This window comes from Bradyrhizobium sp. SZCCHNS1022, from assembly GCF_032484835.1.
GTDB lineage: Bacteria > Pseudomonadota > Alphaproteobacteria > Rhizobiales > Xanthobacteraceae > Bradyrhizobium.
On record NZ_JAUETT010000003.1, the window covers coordinates 553,103 to 576,256 of the forward strand.

The window sequence follows — 23,154 nt, forward strand, 5'->3', positions numbered from 1 at the left end:
ATGCGGATCTTCACACCCGAAGGGACCGAGCTGATGACGATCACCAGCGTCGAAGCGACGAAGGATGGGATTGTCGTCGGCGGCACCATCATGGGTGCCATGCCGATGAAGGGCGTGCTTCGCGGCGACGAGCTGCGGGCCGGCTACAGGTTTCTGAGCTGGGCTCTTGTCATGAGAGGATTGCGTATGGTCTTCAGCGGAAAATGATCACCAGCCCGCACATGATCGCATCATTGCAGCTTCCGCGCACCGTGTTCGGTGCCGGCGCTCTATCCTGCCTTGACGAGGAGCTCGGTCGTTTCGGCATGCAGCGGCCGATGCTGGTGACCGACCAAGGGATCGTGACAGTCGGCGTGGTCGAACGCGTCAACGCCGTGCTCAAGCAGCGCACCGTCGCGGCAATCCTGAACGACGTCACCGAAAATCCGCTGTTCTCGGACGCCGACCGGGGTGCGGCGCTCTACCGGACAAGCAACTGCGACGGTGTGATTGCGCTCGGCGGCGGCTCGGTGATCGACACTGCAAAATATATCGCGCTGCTCGCCACCAACCCTGGCACCGTCAGCGCCTATGCCGGCAATCCCGCGGCGAAGCCTCGACGATGCGCCCCGCTTGCGGTCATTCCAACCACAGCCGGCACCGGAAGCGAGGCGTCGCCGGATGCTGGCATCCACCCGGATGCCGCGACCGCCTCGACGGGAATGAGCTCACCCGCCATCGTGCCGCATCTTGCAGTGCTCGATCCGGAGCTGACATTGACGTTGCCATCCCGGCTCACCGCGGCCACCGGTATCGACGCGATCTCGCACTGTGTGGAAGGCTATCTTTCCAGCCGAATGTCGCCCTTTGCCGACGCGCTCGCATTGGACGGCATCCAACGAGCAATGGCGGCCATCCGAGATGCGACCCAGCGCGGAGACGATGTTCGCGCGCGATCGGAGATGATGGCTGCTGCCTATGCGGGCGGCGTGGCCATCGGCATGGGCCTGGGGCCGGCCCATGCCATCGCGATCACCTGCGGCGACCAGGGCTTCCATCATGGCCTGTTGAGCGGCATCGGCCTGGTCTGCTCGTTGGATTTGGTCAGCCGTCACGCCCCCAATCGGGCCGCGGCCATTGCGCAGGCGCTGGGACTGTCCCCCGGCGCGTCGCTTTCCGCGGCAATCGCGGACTTGATGCGGGCGCTGAACCTGCCGGCGACCTTGGTCGAGCTTGGCTACAGGGCGGTCGACGTCTCAGCTCTGGGCTCGCGCGCACATGCGAGCCCGTTCAACCTGACCGCACGCTACCACCCGTCTGCGGCGGAATATACGGAGATGATTCAGCGCTCATTCGATGGGGTGATCGGTGTGTGACGTCCGCCTGATTATGCTATCGTACGCCGAATGAGCACGCATCCGACCCGCACGAAAAAAACCCGTCACTTCCAGGACGCAAGTCAGGACGACACCAAGCGCCTGCGGACGCGGGCGTTGATATTGGATACGGCGATTGCTGTCCTGGCCAAGAAGGGACTCGAGCGAACTTCGATTCTGGAAGTGGCAGAACAGGCTGGGCTTTCCAACGGAAGCTTCTATTACCATTTTCGCAACAAGGCGGAGCTGATCGAGGCAGTCGCCGGTGCTGTCGCCGCCGCACTGGTGCGCGAGGTCGACGAGGCCATTGCCGGGGTCGAACAGGGCACGGAACGTGTGGCGCTCGCAACGATGCTGTTCATCGAACGTGGCCTTCAGGATCCCACATGGGGGCGCCTGATCGTCAACGCGCTTGCGGAGCTCGGAGAGTTTCGCGAGCAGATCTTTTCCGGCATTCGCAAGGATGTCCGGATTGGAATCAAGCAGGGCTATTTCAAGACCGCCGACTCCCCTGCCCTCTACGCGATGTTGTTGGCGATCGTGGGCGCAGCCATGCGCGAAGGCCTGGGCCGGCCGGATAAATCGATTCCCGCTATGGCAGCCGAAGCAATCCTGCGTGTTCTGGGCGTCGAGGCAGCCAAGGCGGGGTTGATCGTCGCGCGCCTCCGGACCGGAAATGCAGGACGAGCGTAGTTTTGTAAGTGCAGATTGCTAGGCCGCCTCCAGCGACCTGCGCGCAGAGATCTGTCCCTCATCATTCATTCGCGCGAACCCGCGGGTCGCGCAGCGACTGCAGCAGCAGACTCATCCCTCACGACGCTCAATGGAGAGCGCGGTGTCTTCCCACCGCTGCGTACTGGGGGTGCCGGCAATACGCCTTAACAGTGAAACCGGACGCTTCGACTGCGCCGGAGAAATCGTCTGCTTATCCTCCGTTCTAGACTGAAGTGAGGGTCGGCCTCCCCGCAATTCAGTCCGTGGCCGAGTGTGTGATTTCGGGATTTCTGTCGCGAGGTCGATGAGGGCACCTACTCTACGCGCCATATGTTTGCTTGATGGAAACAAGCACCGATCCCCAGTAATGTGGACGACTATCTAAGCGAGCACGTTGGCGCCCCTTTCCGGACCGCTTTCTGGCCTGCTCCACTATCTCGGCTGGCCAGCGCCCATTCTTCACGTCCTGAAGCACAGCCGTCCTCACTATTTGTCTCACTTCAATAAGGGCCCTGGTCTGGGGCTGCTCGGACAGCGAAATCAGGCTGAGTTCCCGTATCAAGCTTGGCTCGACGATGCGCCGCGCATGAATGCCGCTTTTCAAGAGATCGCTGCCCACGGTTGACCTTGCTAGAATGGCGCATCCCAGGCCGGCCTCCAGTGCTGTGCATGATGTTCAGCGAATCGATCTCTAGCTTTGGGCTCGCCTTGATCTGGTTGCGAAGGATCTGTGTTTGAATGATTGCACGCGATGTCGGCGGCGTCAGCCCGAGCACCGCGCCTTGAGGTATGTCCGCGAAGGCGACAGGCGAACCGGATGACGCCGCTTCGTGTTCACGTGGGCGCTCATCTACACCGCAGCAACGATAGTGATGGCCTTTCAGACGAGCTCTGAGGGCCTGCTCTTTTGGCGTCTCATTGCGGGGATCGGATTGGGCGTCGAGGCGGTGCCCCTAAGCGCAAGCCGTCAGATGTCTAGGCGACGGCGTCGAAAGGATCTCTGCGGGGCCGGCGGGGTGCCGAAGCCGAAAGTGTGAAATGGTTCACGGCGGTGGGAAATCGCTCACGGCGAGCGCGTCGGATGTAAGATCGTTCATGGTGCGAAACAGATTGCGCCGTCTCCGACTACACAGCGCTACCCGAAACTTCCTCGATCAGAGGAGTTGTTTGCGACTACCAGGAATCGTGGATGTTTTGTACGGGTCGATTTTCTTGGGTCGATTTTCCTGGGCTTGAAATCGTGAAAATCTCAACGAATTCAAATGGTAGCGGGAGGCGCTACCTGCATCCCCCCGACCGCCCCCACTGATTTCCTACCCGAATTTATGGTTTCGGTGGCGTGACAGGCACCTTCATCCCGGCCGCAAACCCCAGCAAAAACAGACACGCGCCGGCGGCCGCCAAGGCCGCAAACGGGCCTGCGGAAAGTCCCGTGCCGAGGATAAACGCGCCCGCCCCCATTATGAGACAAAGCGCAAGGCCGGTCGCCGGCCTTTCAGCTTTCGTTTCCATGGTGCGACCTTACCATGCTCGCAGCCCCTATGAACTTTCCTGCGCACCTCGGCGCATATATCGCTATTAGCAATTGACAAAAATATTGCTATAAGCAATATTCACACCATAAAAACGATCGCTTACACCCTCACGGCAATGACCGCCCTTAAGCGCCATGCCAACAGAGCTAAGCTGATCCGGTCTAAGATCGAGCAGTATGCCGCAAACCCGGCAGCCCAAGCCCGCAACGTCAAGGCGCTGGTCGGAAGCGATCGTTTGCGGTTGCGCGTTCAAGACTTTCGCATCTTGTTTACTGAGACTGCCGACACCATCACCATTCACGATATCGGCCCGCGTGGCGGGATTTATGACTAAGGACAACCGACATGCCCGTGATGACCAAAACCCCGCAAGGCGATGACATCGTGATCTTGTCCCGCAAGGAATACGATCAACTGGTTGCCGCAGCCAATGAAGACGCCGCCGACGCGGAAACCCTGCGCCGCTCGATCGCCCGCGTTGAGAGCGGCGAGGAAGAAACCTTTAGCAGCGACGAGGTTGACGCGTTCCTTGCGGCGAAAACGCCGCTCGCATTCTTCCGCAAAAAGCGCGGCTTGAGCCAAGATGAACTGGCTAAATGCGCGGGCATCACGCAAGGCTATCTGTCCGAGATCGAGGTCGGGCGCAAGAGCGGCGACGTTCAAACGCTGCGCAAGCTGGCGAACGCGCTGAAAGTGACGCTCGATAGTTTGGTGCCCGACGAGCCGAGCGAGGAAGACGCACCGCGCCCGCGCGCGAAAAAGCGCAAGGCCTCCTGAGGCAATGAACTTTGACAGACTGGCAGGCCTCGCAAGCGCGGTCGGGATATTGTTAATCCTGACGATAGTCATTGCTGGGGCAGAGCCGGGTTTTAAGCTCAAGGACTGGCAACCGCTGATGGCGGCGATCATCGCGCTTGGCGCGGGAACGCTCGCCTACCGTGGTGCGATGGCAAAGGTCAATTTCGGCAGGGAAAAGGAACAGCGTGACACGGAACGAAAGAAGCTCGGCCTCTATTTGAGGCTTCGCCATGCCGCCGAAAAGCTCCGGGAGGAAGCCGATAATGTCGTCCAACGGCTCGGCTTCAATATGTGGTCCGCCCATCGCAAAGTGAGCACACCACAGATCCAAATGACCGATCGAGCCGACTTCGACGAGGCCTGGAACCATCTTGAGATGTTTCCAGCCACGTTGAGTTTTGACCTTGATTTGATTCGCTCTGAACTTCCGCGCGCTTTGAAATTGCTGAAGTCGATTCCAGAAACCGACACCGCGGAAGTCCCTATCACTGGTTTCGGGGATTTTCACCCCCTCGGCGAGTATCGCACAATTGCGGAAAAGATCGTTAAAGCCGCCGACCGAATCGTCCAAAAGCTGGACAGTGAAATTGTGACGTTCAGGACTTAGGTTTTGATCGACCTCTGAATCTCATGGTCCAACCACTTGCAGTTAATGTCTAAGCAAGCGGGGGACGGCCGATTTCGCAAAAGCACTGCTGCGAAAACGCCGCTCGCATTCTTCCGTAAAAAAACGCGGCTTGAGTCAAGATGATCTCGCCAAACGCGCGGGCATCACGCAAGGCAATCTGTCCGAGATCGAGGTCGGGCGCAAAAGCGGCGACGACGGCGACCTTTGCGCGATCGGGCTCGCAGTGTCTCAGTTCACCCAATTCGTAAGAGCAGTTTTGACGATGTCGTAGAGGAGCGCGGCCGCCAGCGAACCCATTATTGCCAACCACCAGCCCCGTTGACGGATTCGAGGTGTGCCCCGGACACTTTCAATCTCAACTTTCGGGAAAACCCATCTGGCGTAGGAAAACAACACCCGAAAGATCTGCAATGAGAGAAAGAAAGCGTACACATAGACCGCCGCGCTCACCATGGACGGCATAGTCATAGGGAGTGACTTGCTCAAGCGATAGTCCAACCAAATCGCGATTGGCAGACCCAAACAAAACAGAAGCAAGTCATAAACTCCCGCGCGGTGTAACCAATCATGTCCAGCCTTTCGCTCTTTGAAAAACGACTCTAGCTTCGCGTTCGATGCGACAAACCAAGAGTAATTGTCCGCTGAAACTTCATAGTTGCTTTCGTTCGGCGTCGGCAACGTTGGAAGCCTCTGAAAGTCGAGCAGCGGCGATGCTGTAAAATCCAAGAACAGAATAATCTTGCAGATCGGATCTAGGCCTAAAACAGCCAGCGGAACCGTAGCGGTCGAAAAAAATATTGACCGGATATCGTGCGGAAGATTTCCCTCTTCGAGGAACGCCTCATTATTTTCGTAAAGAGATTCGTCCTCGACTCTCGCAATTGTCATCGACGTAACAAAGGACCCGAACACCTTTTCTTTCGAGCCTCAAACTCAGTCTGCCCCTCGTTTGGCAGCAATGCGAGATGGCCGATAACTTTGTCTCGGTATTCGATCTGCTGATCGTTTATCAGTCGGTAGAGGCGCCTTAAATCACCTCGCTGCAAACGAGTAGCTGCGATCGAACGCTTTGCTCCGTGATTGCGCCAAGCCTCCGGTACCTTAAAGGCGTTATCTGTCGCCCGAAGCTCCTCCCCCAAATGCAAAGTTGCTGGGAATGCAGAACGCAAGCCAGTCACTTGTCAATGGTTCCCGCTAACAATAGGAAGGGCCAAAGCGCCCGAAATCTGCCCAGACACATCAAGGGACTCCCAAAACAACAATGAAAACAAACCACTAGTACAGGGTCTCACCTACCTTCACACGGGACAGGTCCAAGGTTCGATCCCTTGTGCGCCCACCATTTAAGTCCGCTGATTTCAAACGGATTTCTCTTACTTGCACCCAAGAGCGCTCACCCGCTACAAAGCCGCAATCGCCACCTTGGCCGAGGAGTTGGCCCAGGGCGACGCCGAGCTCACCGCCGGCGCATTCGCTGTGATCCGCGAGCTCGTGACTGCGATCGTTGTGCATGCTGCGCCGAGCGACGCCGGCGGGGACGGCAAGGAAAAGGCCGAGGGACGGCGGGTCAGACTCGACATCAAGGGGCGCTTGGCCGCGATCTGCGGCAATCCAGAGATGTTCCCTAATATATCGGTGTCGGGGGGATTGTTGGTAGCGGGGGAGGGACTCGAACCCCCGACCCCAGGATTATGATTCCCGTGCTCTAACCAGCTGAGCTACCCCGCCACGGCGTTCGGCAGAGGTCCGTAAAGGGGTCAGAAGACCGCGGACCGCATTGCGAACGCGCGGCATATAAGGAGCCGGTCCGGCCCCTGTCAAGCAAACGTCGCAGGTGCAGCAAGAAGCTTCCGTTCGGCGCGTCGCGTCATAACCTGAGACGGGTTGGGTCGACTGCGGCGACACCCGCCGCCTGCTGCGCTCGCCGGCGCACGCGACAGCCATCCAGTTCACTTCGGCTGCACGTTGGGATTGCCGCCGGGGCTGCCGGGCGGCGGGATCACCGGCGTCGTGCCGCCTTCCGGGGTGGGCGCATGCATCTGCGGATCGACGCCCGATGGCGGACACAGCACGCCATTGGTCTTGGCAAGCTTCTCACCCAGAGGTTCCCCGGATTGACCGGTGGTGATGCCGTCTGGCGTCGGCATCGCCCGCGCGTTCGGCGCGCAAGCGGCGTTCTGATCCGGGGCCGGCGCAGGCGCTGTGGCCTGCGGCGGCGTAGCCGGGGTTGGCGGCGCTTGGGCGTGAGCCGCGGCGGCGGCCGTCGCAAGCACGAAGGAAACCACGAATGACTGCCTGATGCTCATGGCTCGGCAACGCCGGCCCTGCCATGTCGTTCCGCCGATGGCGTCATCTTGGCAGACGGAACCGCCCGTCCCTGCGCTACGTGGGGCCCGTCAGCCCTTGCGGTAACGGATCAGCGAGAAATGTCCGAGCGGCGGCATCGGCCGGCGCTCGGATAACGCTACGCCGCCATGCTTCGCGGCCCAATTGGCGAGCCGCGCCCAGGGGAATTCTGGCCGCCAGCCGAGCCGCCGCGCGATCGGCGCAAACGCCAGTTCGAACAGACGCCGCGGCCCCTTCTCGGCCCCGATGTGATTGACCAGGATCAGTTCGCCACCGGGCTTGAGCACACGGATGAAATCGTCGAGCGTGGCTTCGGGATCCGGCACCGCGGTGATGACATACTGCGCCACCACCGCATCGAAGAAATTGTCGGGGAAGGCGAGGTGCTTCGCATCCATCACCGCAAGCACTTCGACATTGCCGAGCTTCAGCTCGCGCACGCGCTGCTGCGCCCGCCGCAGCATCGGCTCGGAAATATCGACGCCGCAGATCCTGGTCGTGCGCGCGTAATCCGACAGCGACAGCCCGGTGCCAACGCCGACGTCGAGAATGCGGCCACCGATCCGATCGGCCTCCGCAATGGTCGACTGCCGTCCCTGCGCAAACACCTTGCCGAACACCAGATCATAGATCGGCGCCCAGCGCTCATAGGCCTTTTCGACCCCGGCGCGGTCGATGTCCCCCATGCCCCTCTTACCCTGACTTGATGATCAGCCGCGAACCGCCTCGGCGATGCGCTGCGGCCCCGTATGGCGGCCTGCCGCCTGTGACGATACCTTTGACTTGGCGTCGGCACTCTGGATGAAGCCGCCGCCGAGCACGCGCGCACGGCCGGACGGCGCATCGTAGAACACGCACGCCTGGCCCGGCGAGACGCCTTCTTCACCCGCGACCAGTTCGACCTCGTAGTGGCCGTCGGCGCCGCGCAGCCAGGCCGGCTGCGGCGGACGGGTCGAGCGCACCCGCACGAACAGTTCGAGCCCGTCGCGCACGGCGGCATCGAGCGCACCGTCGCCGATCCAGTTGACCTCGCGCAGCACGATGCGGTGGGTACGCAGCGCCTCGCGCGGACCGACCACCACGCGCCGGGTCTGCGCATCGAGGCGCACGACGTAAAGCGGCGCTCCCTTGGCGATGCCGAGTCCCTTGCGCTGGCCGACGGTGAAATTGGCAATCCCAAGATGAGTGCCGAGCACGCGCCCTTCGAGATCGACGATCTCGCCCGGCTCCATCGCGTTCGGCCGCAGCCGCCCGATGATGTCGGTGTAGCGGCCGGTCGGGACGAAGCAGATGTCCTGGCTGTCGTGCTTGTCGGCGACCTCGAGCCCGAACCGCCGCGCCAATTCGCGCACCTCCGGCTTCGTCATGTCGCCGAGCGGAAAGCGCAGGTAATCGAGCTGCTCCTGGGTGGTCGCGAACAGGAAGTAGCTCTGGTCGCGATCGGCATCGGCGGCGCAAATCAGCGCACGCGATCCATCGGCCAATCGACGCGAGGCGACGTAATGGCCGGTTGCCAGCACGGAGGCGCCGAGTTCGCGAGCAGTGGTCAGGAGATCGCCGAACTTGATGGCGCGGTTGCATTCGATGCACGGCACCGGCGTTTCGCCCGAGGCGTAGCTGGCGGCAAAATTGTCGATCACCTGCTCGCGGAAGCGATCCTCATAATCCAGCACGTAATGCGGAATGCCGAGCCTTGCCGCGACATTGCGCGCGTCGTGAATGTCCTGGCCGGCGCAGCAGGCGCCCTTGCGGTGGGTCGCCGCGCCATGGTCATAAAGCTGCAGGGTGATGCCGACCACGTCGTAGCCTTCGGACTTCAACAGCGCGGCCGTCACCGACGAGTCGACGCCGCCGGACATGGCGACGACCACCCTGGTGTCCTGCGGACGGCCTTCGAGATCGAGACTGTTGAGCATGGTCAGGTCACTGCGATGGACCACGTCGGAATTCCCGACGATCGGGAACTCTCTGCTGGCCCGTTATGCGGTCAAGCCCTTTGCGCGATGTCCGGGCGGAACGAGACCGCATCGGAACCCGCTGAAAAAGCACCCCTTTAATATAGGTGCCTATCCTGTGAAGCAATCATCCTGGGCGCAGGACCGCGCGGCAAATCTTGCCGGCCGGGCAGAAAAAGCGCGGGCGCTGCCGCATAGGGGACAGGTCCCCCCTCTGGCAATCCATTGATATCACGATAAAATTCTCCCTGCCCCGCTCTGGCCCGCTCCTTGCTGAAACGCCCTTTGATCGAGTCGCTCGTGAGAGGTTCTAAGGTGGTCAGCGTCACGTCAGAGATTCCGGCCAGCACGGCCTTCCAGGCAACGGCAGCGCGATCGACGCGGCCCGACCCTGCGCAGCTCAGAGACGGCTTTGCGGCGCTGGTCGATGCGGCGACCCCACCCACCGATTCGTCATCCTCCGCGCCGGCCTTGCCTACGCCCCCGAGCCCGCCACAGCGCAGCAGCGCCAATTCATCCAGCGCGAGCCGCGACTCCTCGCGCAGCAGCACCGACCCCTCCGGACCGCAATCCGCCAGCGATACGAACACGAATTCGGCGCGTACCGACCGGGCCGACGACAGCGGCCAGAGCGACAAGGCCACCAAGACCGGCAGCAAATCCGGCGCGACCGGGAAGAGCGGGACGGATAGCAGCAAGTCGGCCGACACCTCCGACACCAACAAGAGCGCCAAGGACGATGGCGCAGCCGCCGCCCCCGTGGACCCGACGGCGGCATCAGCCGCTCCAGTTGCCGTCGCGGTGCAGCCGAATGTCTCCGCGGCCGATGCGCCGGCAGCCCCTGCGGCCACTGACGGCACCGGTGCCACGGCCGGAGTGGCGGCTGCGGCCGCCGCCCAGGCGGCCGGCTCCGCAGCCGGCGCAGCGGATGCGAAGACGGGCCTGATCGCCGCGGCAGCGAAGGCTGGCACTGGCGCAGCCGCCAATTCCGCTGGCGAAACCGCAGCCGGCGGCACATCCGGGACACCGTCGACCACCGATCCGACTACGCCGAGCGAAACGGGTACATTCACGGCCGCGCTGGACGCTGCCGTGCCGTCGACCGGGAAGGCGCCGGGCAAGGCTGCGCCCGCGCAGGGCAAGGTCGCCACCGGACTCACCGGTGACGGCGCGAAGACATCCGATCCGACCGCTCCGACAACTCAGGCCGTTCAGCCCAATCACGCCGAGCCCGGGCAACAGCAGACCGTCGTCGACAAGGCCGCCGTGCCGGTCGCCGATGCAGCCAAAGCCGAAGGCAATGCGGCTTCGCCGGCGGCGCATGATCGGGCTGGCGCGCAGGCCAATGCCCAAACCGCAGTGACCTCCGACCCCGGCGCCCAAGTTGCCAACACGCTGCAGCAGCAGCTCTCTCCGCCCACCGCGACAGCCGCGCCGATCACATCGGCAAATCTGACCGCGACCGCAGCGACGTCGGCCACCGTCCCCCTGCACGGGCTCGCGGTGGAGATCGCAGCCTCCGCACTGAACGGCAAGAGCCGCTTCGAGATTCGACTGGATCCAGCCGAACTTGGCCGTATCGACGTCCGCATCGATGTCGACAAGAACGGCCAGGTCACGTCGCATCTGCGGGTCGAGAAGCCGGAAACCCTGTCGATGCTGCAGCAGACCGCGCCGCAGTTGCAGCAGGCGCTCGCCGATGCCGGCCTCAAGACCAGCAATAGCGGGCTGCAATTTTCGCTCCGCGACCAGAATTCGTCCGGCCAGAACGGCAATGACAACCAATCCAACGGCAATGCGCAGCGCCTGATCGTGACCGAGGACGAAACCATTCCGGCCCAGGTGGCCGGACGCTCCTATGGTCGCATGTTCGGGCCGCAGGGCGGCGTCGATATCAGAGTCTAAGGGAGAGCATCATGGCCATTGGCGACGCAATCACGGGAAGCCCGGTGGTTTCAGGAACCACGCCCACCTCCTCCAATTCGGGCTCCAATTCGGGCGTCTCCTCGACGGCGAACAGCTCGATCGCGGGCAACTTCCAGACCTTCCTGACGCTGTTGACGACGCAGCTGAAGAACCAGAACCCGCTCGACCCGCTGGACACCAACCAGTTCACGCAGCAGCTGGTGCAATTTGCCGGCGTCGAGCAGCAGCTCAAGACCAACGATCAGCTCTCCTCATTGGTCTCGCTGCAGCAGACGACCCAGGCCACCCAGGCGCTCAACTTTGTCGGCAAGACCGCCGTGGTCAACGGCTCGACGACCAGCTTGGCCAATTCGAAGGCGGCTTGGAATCTCAACATCCCGTCGAACTGCAATCTGACCGTGAACATCACCAACAGCGTCGGCCAGACCGTCTTTACCGGGAAATATTCCGCCCCTGCCGGCAACAACCAGCCATTCCAATGGAATGGCCAGGGCAATGACGGCACGCAATGGCCGGACGGACAATACAAGCTGACGACAACGGCGACCGACAGCTCCGGCAAGCCGGTGGCGGTCAACACCCAGATCGCGGGCCTGGTGTCCTCCGTCGACCTGACCCAGCAGCCACCGATGCTGTCGATCGGCGGACAGACCTATGCGGTCAACCAGATCCAGCAAATCATCAACTGACTTCGGATCGAATCGCGGCTTCGTTGCCCATGTCGGAACCGAGGCTTCTCGTGCGGCTTTGAATTTGTAGTTCCGACGAGGGAGTGCGCGGGGGATCTGACCGGAGCTTCAAATTCGCCGCACGAACCGATTCAGACTCGTGCAGGGCAGCAAGACGCCCAACACACCCGAGACACCGGACCGACATCCGGGCCAGCTTAACCAAATATTTACCATGACTCGCGGTCTGGCGCTTTTCGGCGCCGGACCCTCCGTCATTTCCAATGAGCCCTTTATTGCAGCTCTCTGCTTAGGCAATTTTTAAGCCGGGCGGCGTAGGTTGGTACCGTGAGTTCAGTGGTTAAGAGTTTGTGAGTAAGCCATGACAGAACCCCATCGCCCGAGGGTGAAATACGTCATCGGGCCCGACGGCAGTCCGCTCACTATCGCCGATCTGCCTGCCCCCGGCACCAAACGGTGGGTGATCCGCCGCAAGGCCGAAGTTGTCGCTGCCGTCCGCGGTGGATTGCTGTCCCTCGAAGAGGCCTGCAGCCGCTACACCCTGACTGTCGACGAATTCCTGTCTTGGCAGTTTTCGATCGACCAGCACGGCCTCGCCGGTCTGCGTACGACCCGAATTCAGCAATATCGGCAATAAATCCCTCACCGATAGCGTTTCGCCCTACAAAAAATCGGCTTGACCCCGTCAAGCCGATTTTTGTCATGTCCGCAGTTTGTTAGCAGCCCTTAACTATCGTTAACCATATCGAAACCTTCCCATAGGCAATAATTGCCCAGTGGTCCGATTCAGATTTTCGTCCACCGCCCGCGAGGCGCGGCGCACGGAGTCGGGATCGAGAGACCACCTGGAATGCAGGTGTCGGGTGAAGGTTGGGATCAAATCTCGCGTTCGTTGCAATCGGCCGTAAAGGCCCGCGAAGTTCAAATCCCGCCCCAGCAGCCATCTGTTGAATACCGAACTGTGGGGCAGTTGCTTGCAAGGCCTGGTGGATTTCCTGAAGGGTTTGGGTGCGGCGCGGTTGATGGCGATGATCGCGGTCACCGCAGCGCTGATCGGCTTCTTCGCCTTCGTCATCATGCGCGTCACCACGCCGCAGATGACCACACTCTTTACCGATCTCAGCATGGAGGACTCCTCCAGCATCATCAAGGACCTGGAACGCCAAGGCATTCAGTTCGAGCTGCGCAACGAGGGCAGCGTGATCCTGGTGCCGAAGGACAAGGTCACCCGCCTGCGCATGAAGCTCGCCGAGGGCGGCCTGCCCAAGGGCGGCGGCGTCGGCTATGAGATCTTCGACAAGTCCGATGCGCTCGGCACCACGAGCTTCGTCCAGAACATCAACCATCTGCGCGCGCTGGAAGGCGAACTCGCCCGCACCATCCGCTCCATCGACCGCGTGCAGGCGGCGCGGGTTCACCTGGTGCTGCCGGAGCGGCCCCTGTTCTCGCGCGAGACGCCGGAACCGTCGGCCTCGATCGTCGTGCGCGTGCGCGGCGCACTCGAACCGGCGCAGATCCGCGCCATCCGCCATCTGGTGGCCTCCGCGGTCAACGGATTGAAGCCGCAACGGGTCTCGATCGTCGATGAAGCCGGCCAACTGCTCGCCGACGGCTCAGTCTCCGATGTCGAGCAGGCGGTCGGCGACGAGCGGCGCACCGCCTTCGAAAAGCGGCTGCGCAAGCAGGTCGAGGACATCGTCTCCTCCGTGGTCGGCCAGGGCCGCGCCCGGGTCCAGCTCTCGGCCGATTTCGACTTCAACCGCGTCACCCAGACTTCCGACAAGTTCGATCCCGAAGGCCGGGTGCTGCGCTCGAGCCAGACCCGGGAAGAATCCTCGGCGACCACCGAGAGCAATGGCCAGGTCACGGTCGCCAACGAGCTGCCGGCCGCGCCGGGCAACAACAACGGCAGTCCGCCTCCTCCCCGCGACCAGAGCAAGAAGACCGAGGAGACCAACAATTACGAGATCTCGCGGACGACCACGACCGAGGTGACCGAGGCCGGCCGCGTCAACCGCATCTCGGTCGCGGTGCTCGTCGACGGCGCGTACGCCAAAAACGAGAAGGGCGAGTTGGTCTACCAGGAGCGCAACAAGGAAGAACTCGACCGCATCGCAGCCTTGGTGCGCTCGGCGATCGGCTTCGACCAGAAGCGCGGTGACCAGGTGGAAGTGGTCAATCTGAAATTCGCCGACGCCCCCGCAGTGCCGCAGATCAACGAGCCGAGCGGCATCCTCGGAATGCTGCAGTTCACCAAGGACGACGTCATGTACGTCATCGAGCTCGCCGTGATGATGCTGCTCGGTCTGGTCGTGATGTTCATGGTGATCCGACCGCTGGTGAAGAAGATTCTTGCATCCGACGAGGCCGCCGCGCTGACCGGGCTACCGGCGCTGACCGACGAGACGGTGCAAGCCGTCGCCCAGGCCGCGAACTCCCAGCAGACCGCGCATCTGATCGACGTCGCCCAGGTTCAGGGCCAGGTTCACGCCCAATCCGTTCATCGCGTCGGCGAGCTCGCCGAACGCAACCCGGGCGAAGCCGCCTCCATCATCCGGCAGTGGCTCGCCGAGCCGCAGCAGGGCTGATCCGCCAACGCCAAGCGCAGAACTGAAACGCAGACCATAGATTGCCATGTCGCTCCCGCAGACGCAGAACGCAAACACGAACGACATCTCAACCGTCATCGCGACGCTCGCGAGCCGCCAGGCCCAGCGTCCGAAGAGCCAGCCTCTGAGCGGACCGAAGCGTGCGGCCGTCATGATGCTGGCGCTCGGCGAACAATATGGCGGCAAGATCTGGCAGCAGCTCGATGACGACGAGGTGCGCGAGCTGTCGCTCGCCATGTCGACGCTCGGCACGGTCGAGGCCGACGTGGTCGAAGACCTGATGCTGGAATTCGTCTCCCGGATGTCGGCTTCCGGCGCGCTGATGGGCAATTTCGACGCCACCGAGCGGCTGCTGCAGCAATATCTGCCGGCGGAGCGCGTCAACGGCATCATGGACGAAATCCGCGGTCCCGCCGGCCGCAACATGTGGGAGAAGCTCTCCAACGTCCAGGAAGAGGTGCTCGCCAACTACCTGAAGAACGAATATCCGCAGACGATTGCGGTGGTGCTGTCGAAGCTGAAGCCGGAGCATGCCGCGCGCGTGCTCGCCATTCTGCCCGAGGACATGGCGCTGGACGTGATCGGCCGCATGCTGCGGATGGAAGCGGTGCAGAAGGAAGTGATCGAGCGCGTCGAACAGACCCTGCGCACCGAATTCATGTCGAACCTGTCGCAGACCCGCCGGCGCGATGCCCACGAGGTGATGGCGGAGATCTTCAACAATTTCGACCGCCAGACCGAGACCCGCTTCATCACCTCGCTGGAAGAAGAAAACCGGGAATCCGCCGAGCGCATCAAGGCGCTGATGTTCACCTTCGACGACCTGATCAAGCTCGATTCCGCCTCGGCGCAGACCTTGATGCGCAACGTCGACAAGGAGAAGCTCGGGATTGCGCTGAAGAGCGCCAACGAGGAGGTTCGCAACTTCTTCTTCAGCAACATGTCCTCGCGCGCCGCCAAGATGCTGCAGGACGACATGGCCGCGATGGGACCGGTGCGCCTGCGCGACGTCGACGAGGCGCAAGCGCTGCTGGTCAATCTCGCCAAGGACCTCGCCGCCAAGGGTGAGATCATGCTCACCAAGAATCGCGCCGACGACGAACTGGTGTACTGATGGCCCAGCCCGCGAAATTCCTGTTCGATACGGATTTCTCCGCCCCCGACAAGAGCCGGGAACGGGCGGCGACCGCGGCGGAGATCGCCCAGAAGGTCGCGGCGGCCGAGGCCATCGCCTATCGCAACGGCTACGAGGCCGCGCAGCGCGAAGCGAAGGTGGAGGCCGACCGGCGCATGGCCGCGGCTTTGGAACAGATCAATATCCATCTGCAGGGCATCGCCGCGCGTTTCTCCAGCGTCGAGGGACGGATGGAGACCGAGGCAGTCGATGTTGCCATCGCGGTCGCCCGCAAACTGTGCAGCGCGCTGGTTGCCGCCGAACCGCTCGGCGAGATCACCGCACTGATCACCGACTGCTTCGCGCATCTGGTCGCGACGCCGCATCTCGTCGTTCGCATCAATGAGCAGCTCTACGAAGCCGCGCGCGAACGGATCGAGAAGCTCGCCAAACAGAGCGGCTTCGAGGGCCGCCTCGTGATCCTGGCCGAGCCGGAGATCGTGACCGGCGACTGCCGCATCGAATGGGCCGATGGCGGCGTGGTGCTGGAGCGCGCGGCGATCGACGCCAAGATCAACGAACTCGTCGGACGTTATATCGCGTCCAGGAATCAGGATATCGCGTCCAGGAATCAGGCCACCGCTGCGGCCAAGGGAGTTTAAGTCATGAGCGACACCGATTCTCAGGTCCCGCTTCCCGATCTGAATGGCGCCGACGCGCCGCCGCTCGGCGACGTCACCTATACCGAGGATGAACAGGCGGCCCGCGTTGCCGCAGACCTCGAAGCCGTGTTCGACGTGCCGGTGCAGGTCTCGGCCGTGCTCGGCCGCTCCAAGATGGACGTCGGCGAGCTATTGAAGCTCGGGCCGGGCACCGTGCTCGAACTCGACCGCAAGGTCGGCGAGGCTATCGACATCTACGTCAACAACCGTCTCGTGGCACGCGGCGAGGTGGTGCTGGTGGAAGACAAGCTCGGCGTGACGATGACAGAAATCATCAAATCCGATCGCAACTGAGATGGATGATCCCTGCGCGCCTGCTGCAGTGCTGCGCGGAATGACAAATAGGAGATCGACATGCGGCTTCTCATCGTCGGAACGCTGAAGGGCCAGCTGACCGCCGCCACCAAGATCGCCATGGACAATGGCGCGACCGTCACCCACGCCGAGGACAACGAGCAGGCGATGCGCGTCCTGCGCGGCGGCAAGGGCGCGGACCTGTTGCTGGTCGACGTCGGCCTCGATATCCGCGACCTCGTGATGCGGCTCGATGCCGAGCACATCCATGTGCCGATCGTCGCCTGCGGCATCACCAGCGACGCCCGCGCCGCGGTCGCCGCGATCCATGCCGGCGCCAAGGAATATATCCCGCTGCCGCCGGACCCGGAGCTGATCGCAGCGGTGCTGGCTGCGGTCGCCAACGATTCCCGCGACCTCGTCTATCGCGACGACGCGATGGCCAGGGTGATCAGGCTGGCCCAGCAGATCGCGGGCTCGGATGCCTCGGTGATGATCACCGGCGAGTCGGGGACCGGCAAGGAAGTGCTGGCACGCTATGTCCACAGCCGCTCCGCCCGCGCCAAACGTCCCTTCATCTCCATCAACTGCGCGGCGATCCCCGAGCATCTCCTGGAGTCCGAACTGTTCGGCCATGAGAAGGGCGCCTTCACCGGCGCGATCGCGCGCCGGATCGGCAAGTTCGAGGAAGCCTCCGGCGGCACGCTGCTGCTCGACGAAATCTCCGAGATGGACGTGCGGCTGCAGTCGAAGCTGCTCCGCGCCATCCAGGAACGCGTGATCGACCGCGTCGGCGGCACGCGGCCGGTCCCGGTCGACATCCGGATCATCGCGACCTCGAACCGCAACCTTGCCGACGCCGTGCGCGAGGGCACCTTCCGCGAGGACCTGCTGTTCCGACTCAATGTCGTGAACCTGAAAATCCCGCCGCTGCGCGAGCGGCCGGCCGACATCCTCGAACTCGCCCATCACTTCGCCCGCAAATATTCCGACGCCAATGGCGTGCCGCTTCGCCCCATTTCGGCCGAGGCCAAGCGCGTGCTGAGCAGCAATCGTTGGCCGGGCAACGTGCGCGAGCTCGAAAACACCATGCATCGCGCGGTGCTGATGGCGGTTGGCGACGAGATCGGGCCCGAGGCGATCCTGACCCCCGATGGCAGCCGTCTCGATATCGTCAAGACCCAGCCCGCGGTGGCGCACGCCACCATGGCCGCCGAACAGGTGACGCGGGCGCTGGTCGGCCGCACCGTAGCCGATGTCGAGCGCGACCTGATCCTGGAGACCTTGAAGCACTGCCTCGGCAACCGCACCCACGCCGCGAACATCCTCGGCATCTCGATCCGGACGCTGCGCAACAAGCTCAACGAATATGCCGATGGCGGCATCCCGATCCCGCCGCCGGGCGCGGGCGAGGCGCGGATGCCGACCACGATCGGCTAAATTCGACGACGCCATTCCAGACATCGCGAAACGATGCCCCCAATCGGGGCATCTTTCCGCGATCAGACTGCTTCAGCCCTGCCGTTCATTGCGAGCCTCCCGGTCCGCGCAAAGCGCGGCCGGATGACAGGCGCCGCGACGCGATCCGCAAGCACGGAAAAGTCTGGATTGCTTCGGAACTGACGCTCCGCGCCATGACGATAATCATGACGGCGCAGCCATTCACGAATAGCTCGGCGCGTCCGGACTGCGGAAGATGTGGATGGGGTCGCCGGGCGTGAACTCGCGTCTGGTGAAGACGGCATAGGCGTACAGCGCGAGATAAAGGATCGCGGCCGTGCCGACGACATACAGGACCCAAGTGCCGATACGCTTGCCGATACGCTTCATTGGCTCCGCCGATAGGAGAATGAAGCGGTTCTAAGTCGTCTTCGCGGCGAATGCCACCCCGATGCGATGGGGGAGTTCCCGTGCAGCTTAGCCCTTCAGCCGCGACGGCGGATTGGGCACGCTGAGCGCGGCAAGGCGCGCCATGTCCTCGTCGCGATCGATCGCGACATAGCCGCCCTGCCAATAGGCCAGCGCGGCGGCCGGCGGGGCGACATCGAGATGCACGACCCGGCCGATCACGATCGCATGCGAGTGCCGCTCGATCAGGTCCTCGACTTCGCAGTCGATCGCCGCCAGAGCGCCAACCAGCAGCGGCACGCCCGTCACCCGCCGGCGCCAGTCGGCACCGGCGAAACGCTCGGCTCCCTTGAAGCCGCCCTTGCCGGCGAAGCGCTCGGCGATCTCGAGCTGATCGGCCGCCAGGATGTTGACTCCGAAGGCGCGCTCGCTCTGCAACAGCGGCCAGGACGAAGCGCCACGGTTGACGCTGACGATCAGGGACGGCGGATCGACCGCAAGCGAGGACACCGACGTCACCGTCATGCCGGTGATTTCGCTGCCGCGCCCGACCGTGATGACGCTGACGCCGCCGACGAGGTGGCGCATCGCGGCACGGAAATCCGCATCCGCCTCGGGCTTGATGCGTACGATCGAGTTCATGAGGTACCCCTATTCCGTCAAGCCCGGCCCGAGCAGCTCGCGCAGGATAGCGCCTTCGAGTGCCGCGAGCTCCGCGGAGCCGCGTTCGCGCGGCCGCGCAAATCCGACCTTAATGTCCTCCGCAATGCGGCCATCTTCGATCACCAGCACCCGATCCGCCAGGGCGACCGCCTCGGAGACATCGTGGGTCACGAGAATAGCCGTGAACGCCTGATCCGCCCAGACCCGCTCGAGCAGCCGCTGCATCGCGATCCGGGTCAAGGCATCGAGCGCACCGAGCGGCTCGTCGAAGGCCAGCAGCCGCGGTCCGCTGACCAGCGCGCGCGCCAAGGCCACGCGCTGCTTCTGGCCGCCGGACAGGATGGACGGCCATTGATCGCGCTTGTCGGCCAGTCCGACCTCGGCCAGCGCATGCTCGGCGCGCTGGCGTGCGCCTTGCGCCTTGCGGTCGCGCCCCAGGCCGACCTCGACATTGGACAGCACCCGCGCCCACGGCAGCAGACGCGGCTCCTGGAACATCACCCGGACGTCCTCCGGCCGCGCGGCCGCACCGAAGCTGATCGCGCCGGCCGTCGGCTTGTCGAGCCCTGCGATCAAACGCAACAGCGTGCTCTTGCCGCAGCCCGAACGGCCGACGATGGCGACGAACTGGCCTGCGGGAATGTGCAGGTCGATGCCGCGCAGCACCTCATGGTCGCCGAAGGATTTGCGCAGGTCGCGGATGGTGAGCGGCAGGCCGCGCACATCCGCCGTGTCCCGCAAGGCTTCCGCCTGCGGCAGGAAGTCCGACTGATCGATCGCCTCGGTGCCGGAGAGCGGAACGCGAAGAAGTTGCTGCATGGAAACCTCAAGCTTTGCTGAATGCCGGATGCCAGGCCAGCGTCAGCCGCTCCAGCACGCGCGCGGCGCTGTCGGCGAGCTTGCCCAGCAGGGCGTAGATCAGGATCGACAACACGACGACGTCGATCTGCATGAACTCGCGTGCCTGCATCGCCATGTAGCCGAGCCCGGACGATGCGGCGATGGTCTCGGCGACGATCAAGGTCAGCCACATGATGCCGAGCGCGAAGCGCAGACCGACGAAGATCGACGGCAGCGCGCCCGGGAAGATCACCCGGCGGAACAATTCGCCGTCGCTCATGCCATAGACGCGGCCCATCTCGATCAGCTGCGGATCGACGGTGCGGATGCCGTGCAGCGTGTTCAGATAGACCGGAAAGAACACGCCGAGCGCGACCAGGAACAGCTTGGCGCTCTCGTCGATGCCGAACCACAAGATCACCAGCGGAATCAGCGCCAGATGCGGCACGTTGCGCACCATCTGCAAGGTGGTGTCGGTGAGCTTGGCCGAGAGCTGCGACAATCCGTTGGCGAGGCCGAAGGCGAAGCCGATGCCGCCGCCGATCACGAAGCCGATGCTGGCACGCCAGAAACTGACCCAGATGTTCTGCGCCAGCTCGCCGGAAAGGAGCAGCTTCCAGCCGGCGCGGGCCACATCGCTCGGGGCCGGCAACACCCGCACCGGCACCAGGCCGGCGACGCAGGCGGCTTGCCAGATCAGGATGATGGCGAGCGGCACGAGCCAGGGGATCAACCCGTCGGCGCGCGGCAGAGTAAGCTTGCGCGCCCGGGGAAGACTGTCGATCAGGCTCATGATTGCGAGGCCCTCCGCAGCGGCAACTGCTCGTTGGCGATGGTCTCGCCGAACGGGCCGGTGTTCGCCCGCAGCCTGGAGATATTGCTTGGCCGATCCAAGGCAAGCCGCGGAAACACCAGTTCGGCGAAACGATAGGCTTCTTCCAGATGAGGGTAGCCGGACAGGATGAAAGTGTCGATGCCGAGATCTTGATACTCGCGGATGCGCGCAGCGACCGTGTCGGGATCGCCGACCAGCGCGGTGCCGGCGCCGCCGCGCACGAGGCCGACGCCGGCCCACAGATTCGGGCTGATCTCGAGCTTGTCGCGGCGGCCGCCATGCAGCTGCAGCATCCGCTGCTGTCCGACCGAATCCATCCGCGCGAAGATCTTCTGCGCGGACGCGATCGTATCATCGGTGACGTATCTGATCAGGTCGTCGGCCGCGGCCCAGGCTTCGGCATTGGTCTCGCGCACGATCACGTGCAAGCGAATGCCGAACGACAATTTGCGGCCGCGCGCATCGGCAACGGCCCGCACCTTCGCGATCTTCTCGGCGACCTGGGCCGGCGGCTCGCCCCAAGTGAGATATTTGTCGACGGTATCGACCGCGACGTCGATCCCGGCATCCGACGAACCGCCGAAGAACAAGGGCGGCCGCGGCGCCTGCACCGGCGCAAACAGCAGCCGGCCATCCTCGATCCGGATGTGCTTGCCGGAGAAATTCACCGCCTTGCCTTCGAGCAGATCGTTGTAGACGGTGAGGAATTCGCGCGTCACCTCATAGCGCTCGGCATGGCTGAGATAGATGCCGTCGCCCTTGTTCTCGATCGGGTCGCCGCCGGTGACGACGTTGACGAGCAGCCGCCCGTTGGTGACGCGGTCCAGCGTCGCGGTCATGCGCGCCGCCACGCTCGGCGATTGCAGGCCGGGGCGCACCGCGACCAAGTAGCGCAGCCGCTCGGTGAACGGCGCCACCGCCGAGGCCACGATCCAAGAATCCTCGCAGCTGCGCCCTGTCGGGATCAGCACGCCATAATAGCCGAGCTGATCGGCGGCTTGTGCGATCTGGCGCAAATAGTTGAAATTGACCTCACGCCCGCCTTCCGACGTGCCGAGATAGCGGCCATCGCCGTGGGTGGGCAGGAACCAGAGAATATTGGCGTTGGAAACGTTACTCATACGTTGCTCTCATCGTTGATGTGGCTGCGGCATGGCTGCCGCTGATGTCGCGGGTTCAGGTGGACGGCGTCCACTTCCAGACGATGTCGGCGACGTTGACGGGCTTTGGAATGAGACCGACCCGCGCGAAGCGATCGGCGACCGCCTGCTGGCTCTTGATGATGTCGTCATCGAGCGGAACGACGCTGTAGATCGAGCGATCGACGAAGCGCCTCACCGCGGCGAGATCGACGCCGGTCGCCTCGGCCTGCGCTTTTGCGACCTCCTCGTGATGGCTGTTTGCCCATACGCCTTCGGCGGCGAAGGCCGCGTTCAGCTTGGCGACCAGGCCCGGATACTTCTCCACGAAGTCGCTGCCGACGATGTAGAACGAATTCGGCTTGTGCACGTCCTTGTCGAAGACGATGGCCCGCGCATTCTCCTTCAGTTCGGCCAGCGCGAGATAGGGATCCCAGATCGACCAGGCATCGACCGAGCCTTTGACGAAAGCTGCCGTCGCATCGGCCGGCGCAAGCGGCGCCGGAATGATGTCGCTCCAGGACAGGCCGGCTTTCTCCAACGCGGCAACCAGAAGATTATGCGCGCTGGAGCCCCTGCCGAAAGCGACGCGCTTGCCCTTCAGGTCCGCGAGCGTCCTGATCGGCGAATCCTTCGGGACGATGATGGCCTGGCTGCTGCCATTCTGCTTGACAGCCGCGGCATAACGGACCTTGGCGCCCGCGGCCTGCGCGAAGATCGGCGGCGCGTCGCCGACATAGCCGAAATCCACGCTGCCGACGTTGATGGCCTCCAGCAACGGCGGACCGAATTGGAAATCCACCCAGACGATGTCGATGCCATCGGCCTTGAATGCGTCCTCCAGCGTATGGCGCGCCTTCACGGCCGGGAAGAAGCCGCCCTTCTGCGTGCCGATGCGGATCTCCTTCGGCCTGTCCTCGGCGAAGGCCGGCGCAGCCAAGGCTGCGATCGCCGCCGCGCCGAGCGATAGTTTCAAGAAGTCCCGCCGTTTCATTGCCATCTCCAGATCCCCACACCCGCATCCGCGTTGATGCGATGCGAAAGATGATGGGGATTGCCGAAATGGCTGTCGAGCACCCGGAAAAAATAGCGATATCAGTCCTGTCGGCAGGCTCCCGGCGCGATGTTTGTTTCAACAAGCAAA

The 23,154-nt window shown here is 63.3% G+C and carries 26 protein-coding genes and 1 tRNA gene; 15 read left to right on the forward strand and 12 right to left on the reverse strand.

The genetic code is table 11. From position 1 onward, the window contains the following. Genes QX071_RS22215 through QX071_RS22225 form a run of 3 tightly spaced genes read left to right on the forward strand, consistent with a single transcriptional unit; the run spans position 1 to position 2,048 of the window. On the forward strand, positions 1-207 hold the full coding sequence (locus QX071_RS22215) for a hypothetical protein (RefSeq protein WP_315704807.1): 207 nt from the start codon (positions 1-3) through the stop codon (positions 205-207). Between the two features lie 14 nt (positions 208-221). Continuing rightward, a complete protein-coding gene (locus tag QX071_RS22220) occupies positions 222-1,355 on the forward strand; it encodes an iron-containing alcohol dehydrogenase (protein ID WP_315704808.1) in 1,134 nt (377 codons plus the stop codon). A gap of 30 nt (positions 1,356-1,385) precedes the next feature. Continuing rightward, entirely contained in the window at positions 1,386-2,048 is a 663-nt protein-coding gene (locus tag QX071_RS22225; RefSeq protein WP_315704809.1) for a helix-turn-helix domain-containing protein, read from the forward strand. A 340-nt stretch (positions 2,049-2,388) separates the two neighbouring features. Here the strand turns inward: QX071_RS22225 and QX071_RS34115 are convergent, their stop codons facing one another. Then, complete coding sequence (locus QX071_RS34115) at positions 2,389-2,730, reverse strand: hypothetical protein (RefSeq protein ID WP_409997628.1); 342 nt, start codon at positions 2,728-2,730, stop codon at positions 2,389-2,391. Positions 2,731-3,719: 989 nt separating this feature from the next. Here QX071_RS34115 and QX071_RS22230 point away from each other — a divergent pair. The 4 genes from QX071_RS22230 (at position 3,720) to QX071_RS34120 (ending at position 5,301) form a co-directional block, all read left to right on the forward strand. Next, on the forward strand, positions 3,720-3,938 hold the full coding sequence (locus QX071_RS22230) for a type II toxin-antitoxin system RelE/ParE family toxin (RefSeq protein ID WP_315704810.1): 219 nt from the start codon (positions 3,720-3,722) through the stop codon (positions 3,936-3,938). A gap of 11 nt (positions 3,939-3,949) precedes the next feature. Continuing rightward, a complete protein-coding gene (locus QX071_RS22235; protein WP_315704811.1) occupies positions 3,950-4,381 on the forward strand; it encodes a helix-turn-helix transcriptional regulator in 432 nt (143 codons plus the stop codon). Positions 4,382-4,385: 4 nt separating this feature from the next. Then, positions 4,386-5,009 carry a hypothetical protein gene (locus tag QX071_RS22240; RefSeq protein WP_315704812.1) on the forward strand — a complete coding sequence of 208 codons (624 nt, stop codon included), beginning with the start codon at positions 4,386-4,388 and terminating at the stop codon, positions 5,007-5,009. Between the two features lie 88 nt (positions 5,010-5,097). Next, on the forward strand, positions 5,098-5,301 hold the full coding sequence (locus QX071_RS34120; RefSeq protein ID WP_409997629.1) for a helix-turn-helix domain-containing protein: 204 nt from the start codon (positions 5,098-5,100) through the stop codon (positions 5,299-5,301). On the opposite strand, the gene QX071_RS22245 is transcribed toward QX071_RS34120, so the two are convergent. The 5 genes from QX071_RS22245 to mnmA form a co-directional block, all read right to left on the reverse strand. After that, a complete protein-coding gene (locus QX071_RS22245; RefSeq protein WP_315704813.1) occupies positions 5,259-5,918 on the reverse strand; it encodes a hypothetical protein in 660 nt (219 codons plus the stop codon). The genes QX071_RS34120 and QX071_RS22245 overlap by 43 nt on opposite strands. Positions 5,919-6,681: 763 nt before the next feature. Next, positions 6,682-6,758, reverse strand: a tRNA-Met gene (locus tag QX071_RS22250). A 221-nt stretch (positions 6,759-6,979) separates the two neighbouring features. After that, positions 6,980-7,336 carry a hypothetical protein gene (locus QX071_RS22255; protein ID WP_315704814.1) on the reverse strand — a complete coding sequence of 119 codons (357 nt, stop codon included), beginning with the start codon at positions 7,334-7,336 and terminating at the stop codon, positions 6,980-6,982. 90 nt (positions 7,337-7,426) lie between these two features. Next, on the reverse strand, positions 7,427-8,062 hold the full coding sequence (locus QX071_RS22260; protein WP_315704815.1) for a class I SAM-dependent methyltransferase: 636 nt from the start codon (positions 8,060-8,062) through the stop codon (positions 7,427-7,429). Between the two features lie 24 nt (positions 8,063-8,086). Beyond that, positions 8,087-9,292, reverse strand: coding sequence for a tRNA 2-thiouridine(34) synthase MnmA (gene mnmA / locus QX071_RS22265; RefSeq protein WP_315704973.1), 1,206 nt, complete (start codon positions 9,290-9,292; stop codon positions 8,087-8,089). 354 nt (positions 9,293-9,646) lie between these two features. Here mnmA and QX071_RS22270 point away from each other — a divergent pair, with 354 nt between their 5' ends. The 8 genes from QX071_RS22270 (at position 9,647) to QX071_RS22305 (ending at position 18,125) form a co-directional block, all read left to right on the forward strand. Further along, positions 9,647-11,236: a flagellar hook-length control protein FliK gene (locus QX071_RS22270; protein ID WP_409977590.1), complete on the forward strand. Its 1,590-nt coding sequence runs from the start codon at positions 9,647-9,649 to the stop codon at positions 11,234-11,236. An 11-nt stretch (positions 11,237-11,247) separates the two neighbouring features. Continuing rightward, entirely contained in the window at positions 11,248-11,946 is a 699-nt protein-coding gene (locus QX071_RS22275) for a flagellar hook capping FlgD N-terminal domain-containing protein (protein WP_315704817.1), read from the forward strand. Positions 11,947-12,307: 361 nt separating this feature from the next. After that, the gene (locus tag QX071_RS22280; RefSeq protein ID WP_002714638.1) at positions 12,308-12,583 is read left to right on the forward strand and encodes a DUF1153 domain-containing protein; all 276 of its coding nucleotides are present in this window, start codon (positions 12,308-12,310) and stop codon (positions 12,581-12,583) included. Between the two features lie 337 nt (positions 12,584-12,920). Next, positions 12,921-14,534, forward strand: coding sequence for a flagellar basal-body MS-ring/collar protein FliF (gene fliF / locus QX071_RS22285; protein ID WP_315704974.1), 1,614 nt, complete (start codon positions 12,921-12,923; stop codon positions 14,532-14,534). A gap of 46 nt (positions 14,535-14,580) precedes the next feature. Further along, positions 14,581-15,669, forward strand: coding sequence for a flagellar motor switch protein FliG (fliG, locus tag QX071_RS22290; RefSeq protein ID WP_315704818.1), 1,089 nt, complete (start codon positions 14,581-14,583; stop codon positions 15,667-15,669). Beyond that, the gene (locus tag QX071_RS22295) at positions 15,669-16,331 is read left to right on the forward strand and encodes a FliH/SctL family protein (RefSeq protein WP_315704819.1); all 663 of its coding nucleotides are present in this window, start codon (positions 15,669-15,671) and stop codon (positions 16,329-16,331) included. The genes fliG and QX071_RS22295 overlap by 1 nt, the downstream gene beginning before the upstream one ends. Positions 16,332-16,334: 3 nt before the next feature. Next, positions 16,335-16,685, forward strand: coding sequence for a flagellar motor switch protein FliN (gene fliN / locus QX071_RS22300; protein ID WP_315704820.1), 351 nt, complete (start codon positions 16,335-16,337; stop codon positions 16,683-16,685). Positions 16,686-16,745: 60 nt separating this feature from the next. Continuing rightward, positions 16,746-18,125: a sigma-54 dependent transcriptional regulator gene (locus QX071_RS22305; protein WP_315704821.1), complete on the forward strand. Its 1,380-nt coding sequence runs from the start codon at positions 16,746-16,748 to the stop codon at positions 18,123-18,125. Positions 18,126-18,347: 222 nt separating this feature from the next. Here QX071_RS22305 and QX071_RS22310 read toward each other — a convergent pair whose 3' ends face one another. From QX071_RS22310 to QX071_RS22335, 6 genes are all read right to left on the reverse strand, one after another. Further along, positions 18,348-18,515 (reverse strand): hypothetical protein, encoded by a 168-nt coding sequence (locus tag QX071_RS22310; RefSeq protein WP_315704822.1) that lies wholly within the window; start codon positions 18,513-18,515, stop codon positions 18,348-18,350. Positions 18,516-18,602: 87 nt separating this feature from the next. Continuing rightward, positions 18,603-19,175, reverse strand: a complete 573-nt coding sequence (locus QX071_RS22315; RefSeq protein WP_315704823.1) for a flavin reductase family protein — start codon at positions 19,173-19,175, stop codon at positions 18,603-18,605. 9 nt (positions 19,176-19,184) lie between these two features. Further along, positions 19,185-20,015, reverse strand: coding sequence for an ATP-binding cassette domain-containing protein (locus tag QX071_RS22320; RefSeq protein WP_315704824.1), 831 nt, complete (start codon positions 20,013-20,015; stop codon positions 19,185-19,187). Between the two features lie 7 nt (positions 20,016-20,022). Next, complete coding sequence (gene ssuC / locus QX071_RS22325) at positions 20,023-20,829, reverse strand: aliphatic sulfonate ABC transporter permease SsuC (RefSeq protein WP_315704825.1); 807 nt, start codon at positions 20,827-20,829, stop codon at positions 20,023-20,025. Beyond that, positions 20,826-21,992, reverse strand: coding sequence for an FMNH2-dependent alkanesulfonate monooxygenase (gene ssuD, locus QX071_RS22330; protein WP_315704826.1), 1,167 nt, complete (start codon positions 21,990-21,992; stop codon positions 20,826-20,828). The genes ssuC and ssuD overlap by 4 nt, the downstream gene beginning before the upstream one ends. A gap of 55 nt (positions 21,993-22,047) precedes the next feature. Next, the gene (locus tag QX071_RS22335) at positions 22,048-23,004 is read right to left on the reverse strand and encodes an aliphatic sulfonate ABC transporter substrate-binding protein (protein ID WP_315704827.1); all 957 of its coding nucleotides are present in this window, start codon (positions 23,002-23,004) and stop codon (positions 22,048-22,050) included. Positions 23,005-23,154 lie beyond the last annotated feature (150 nt).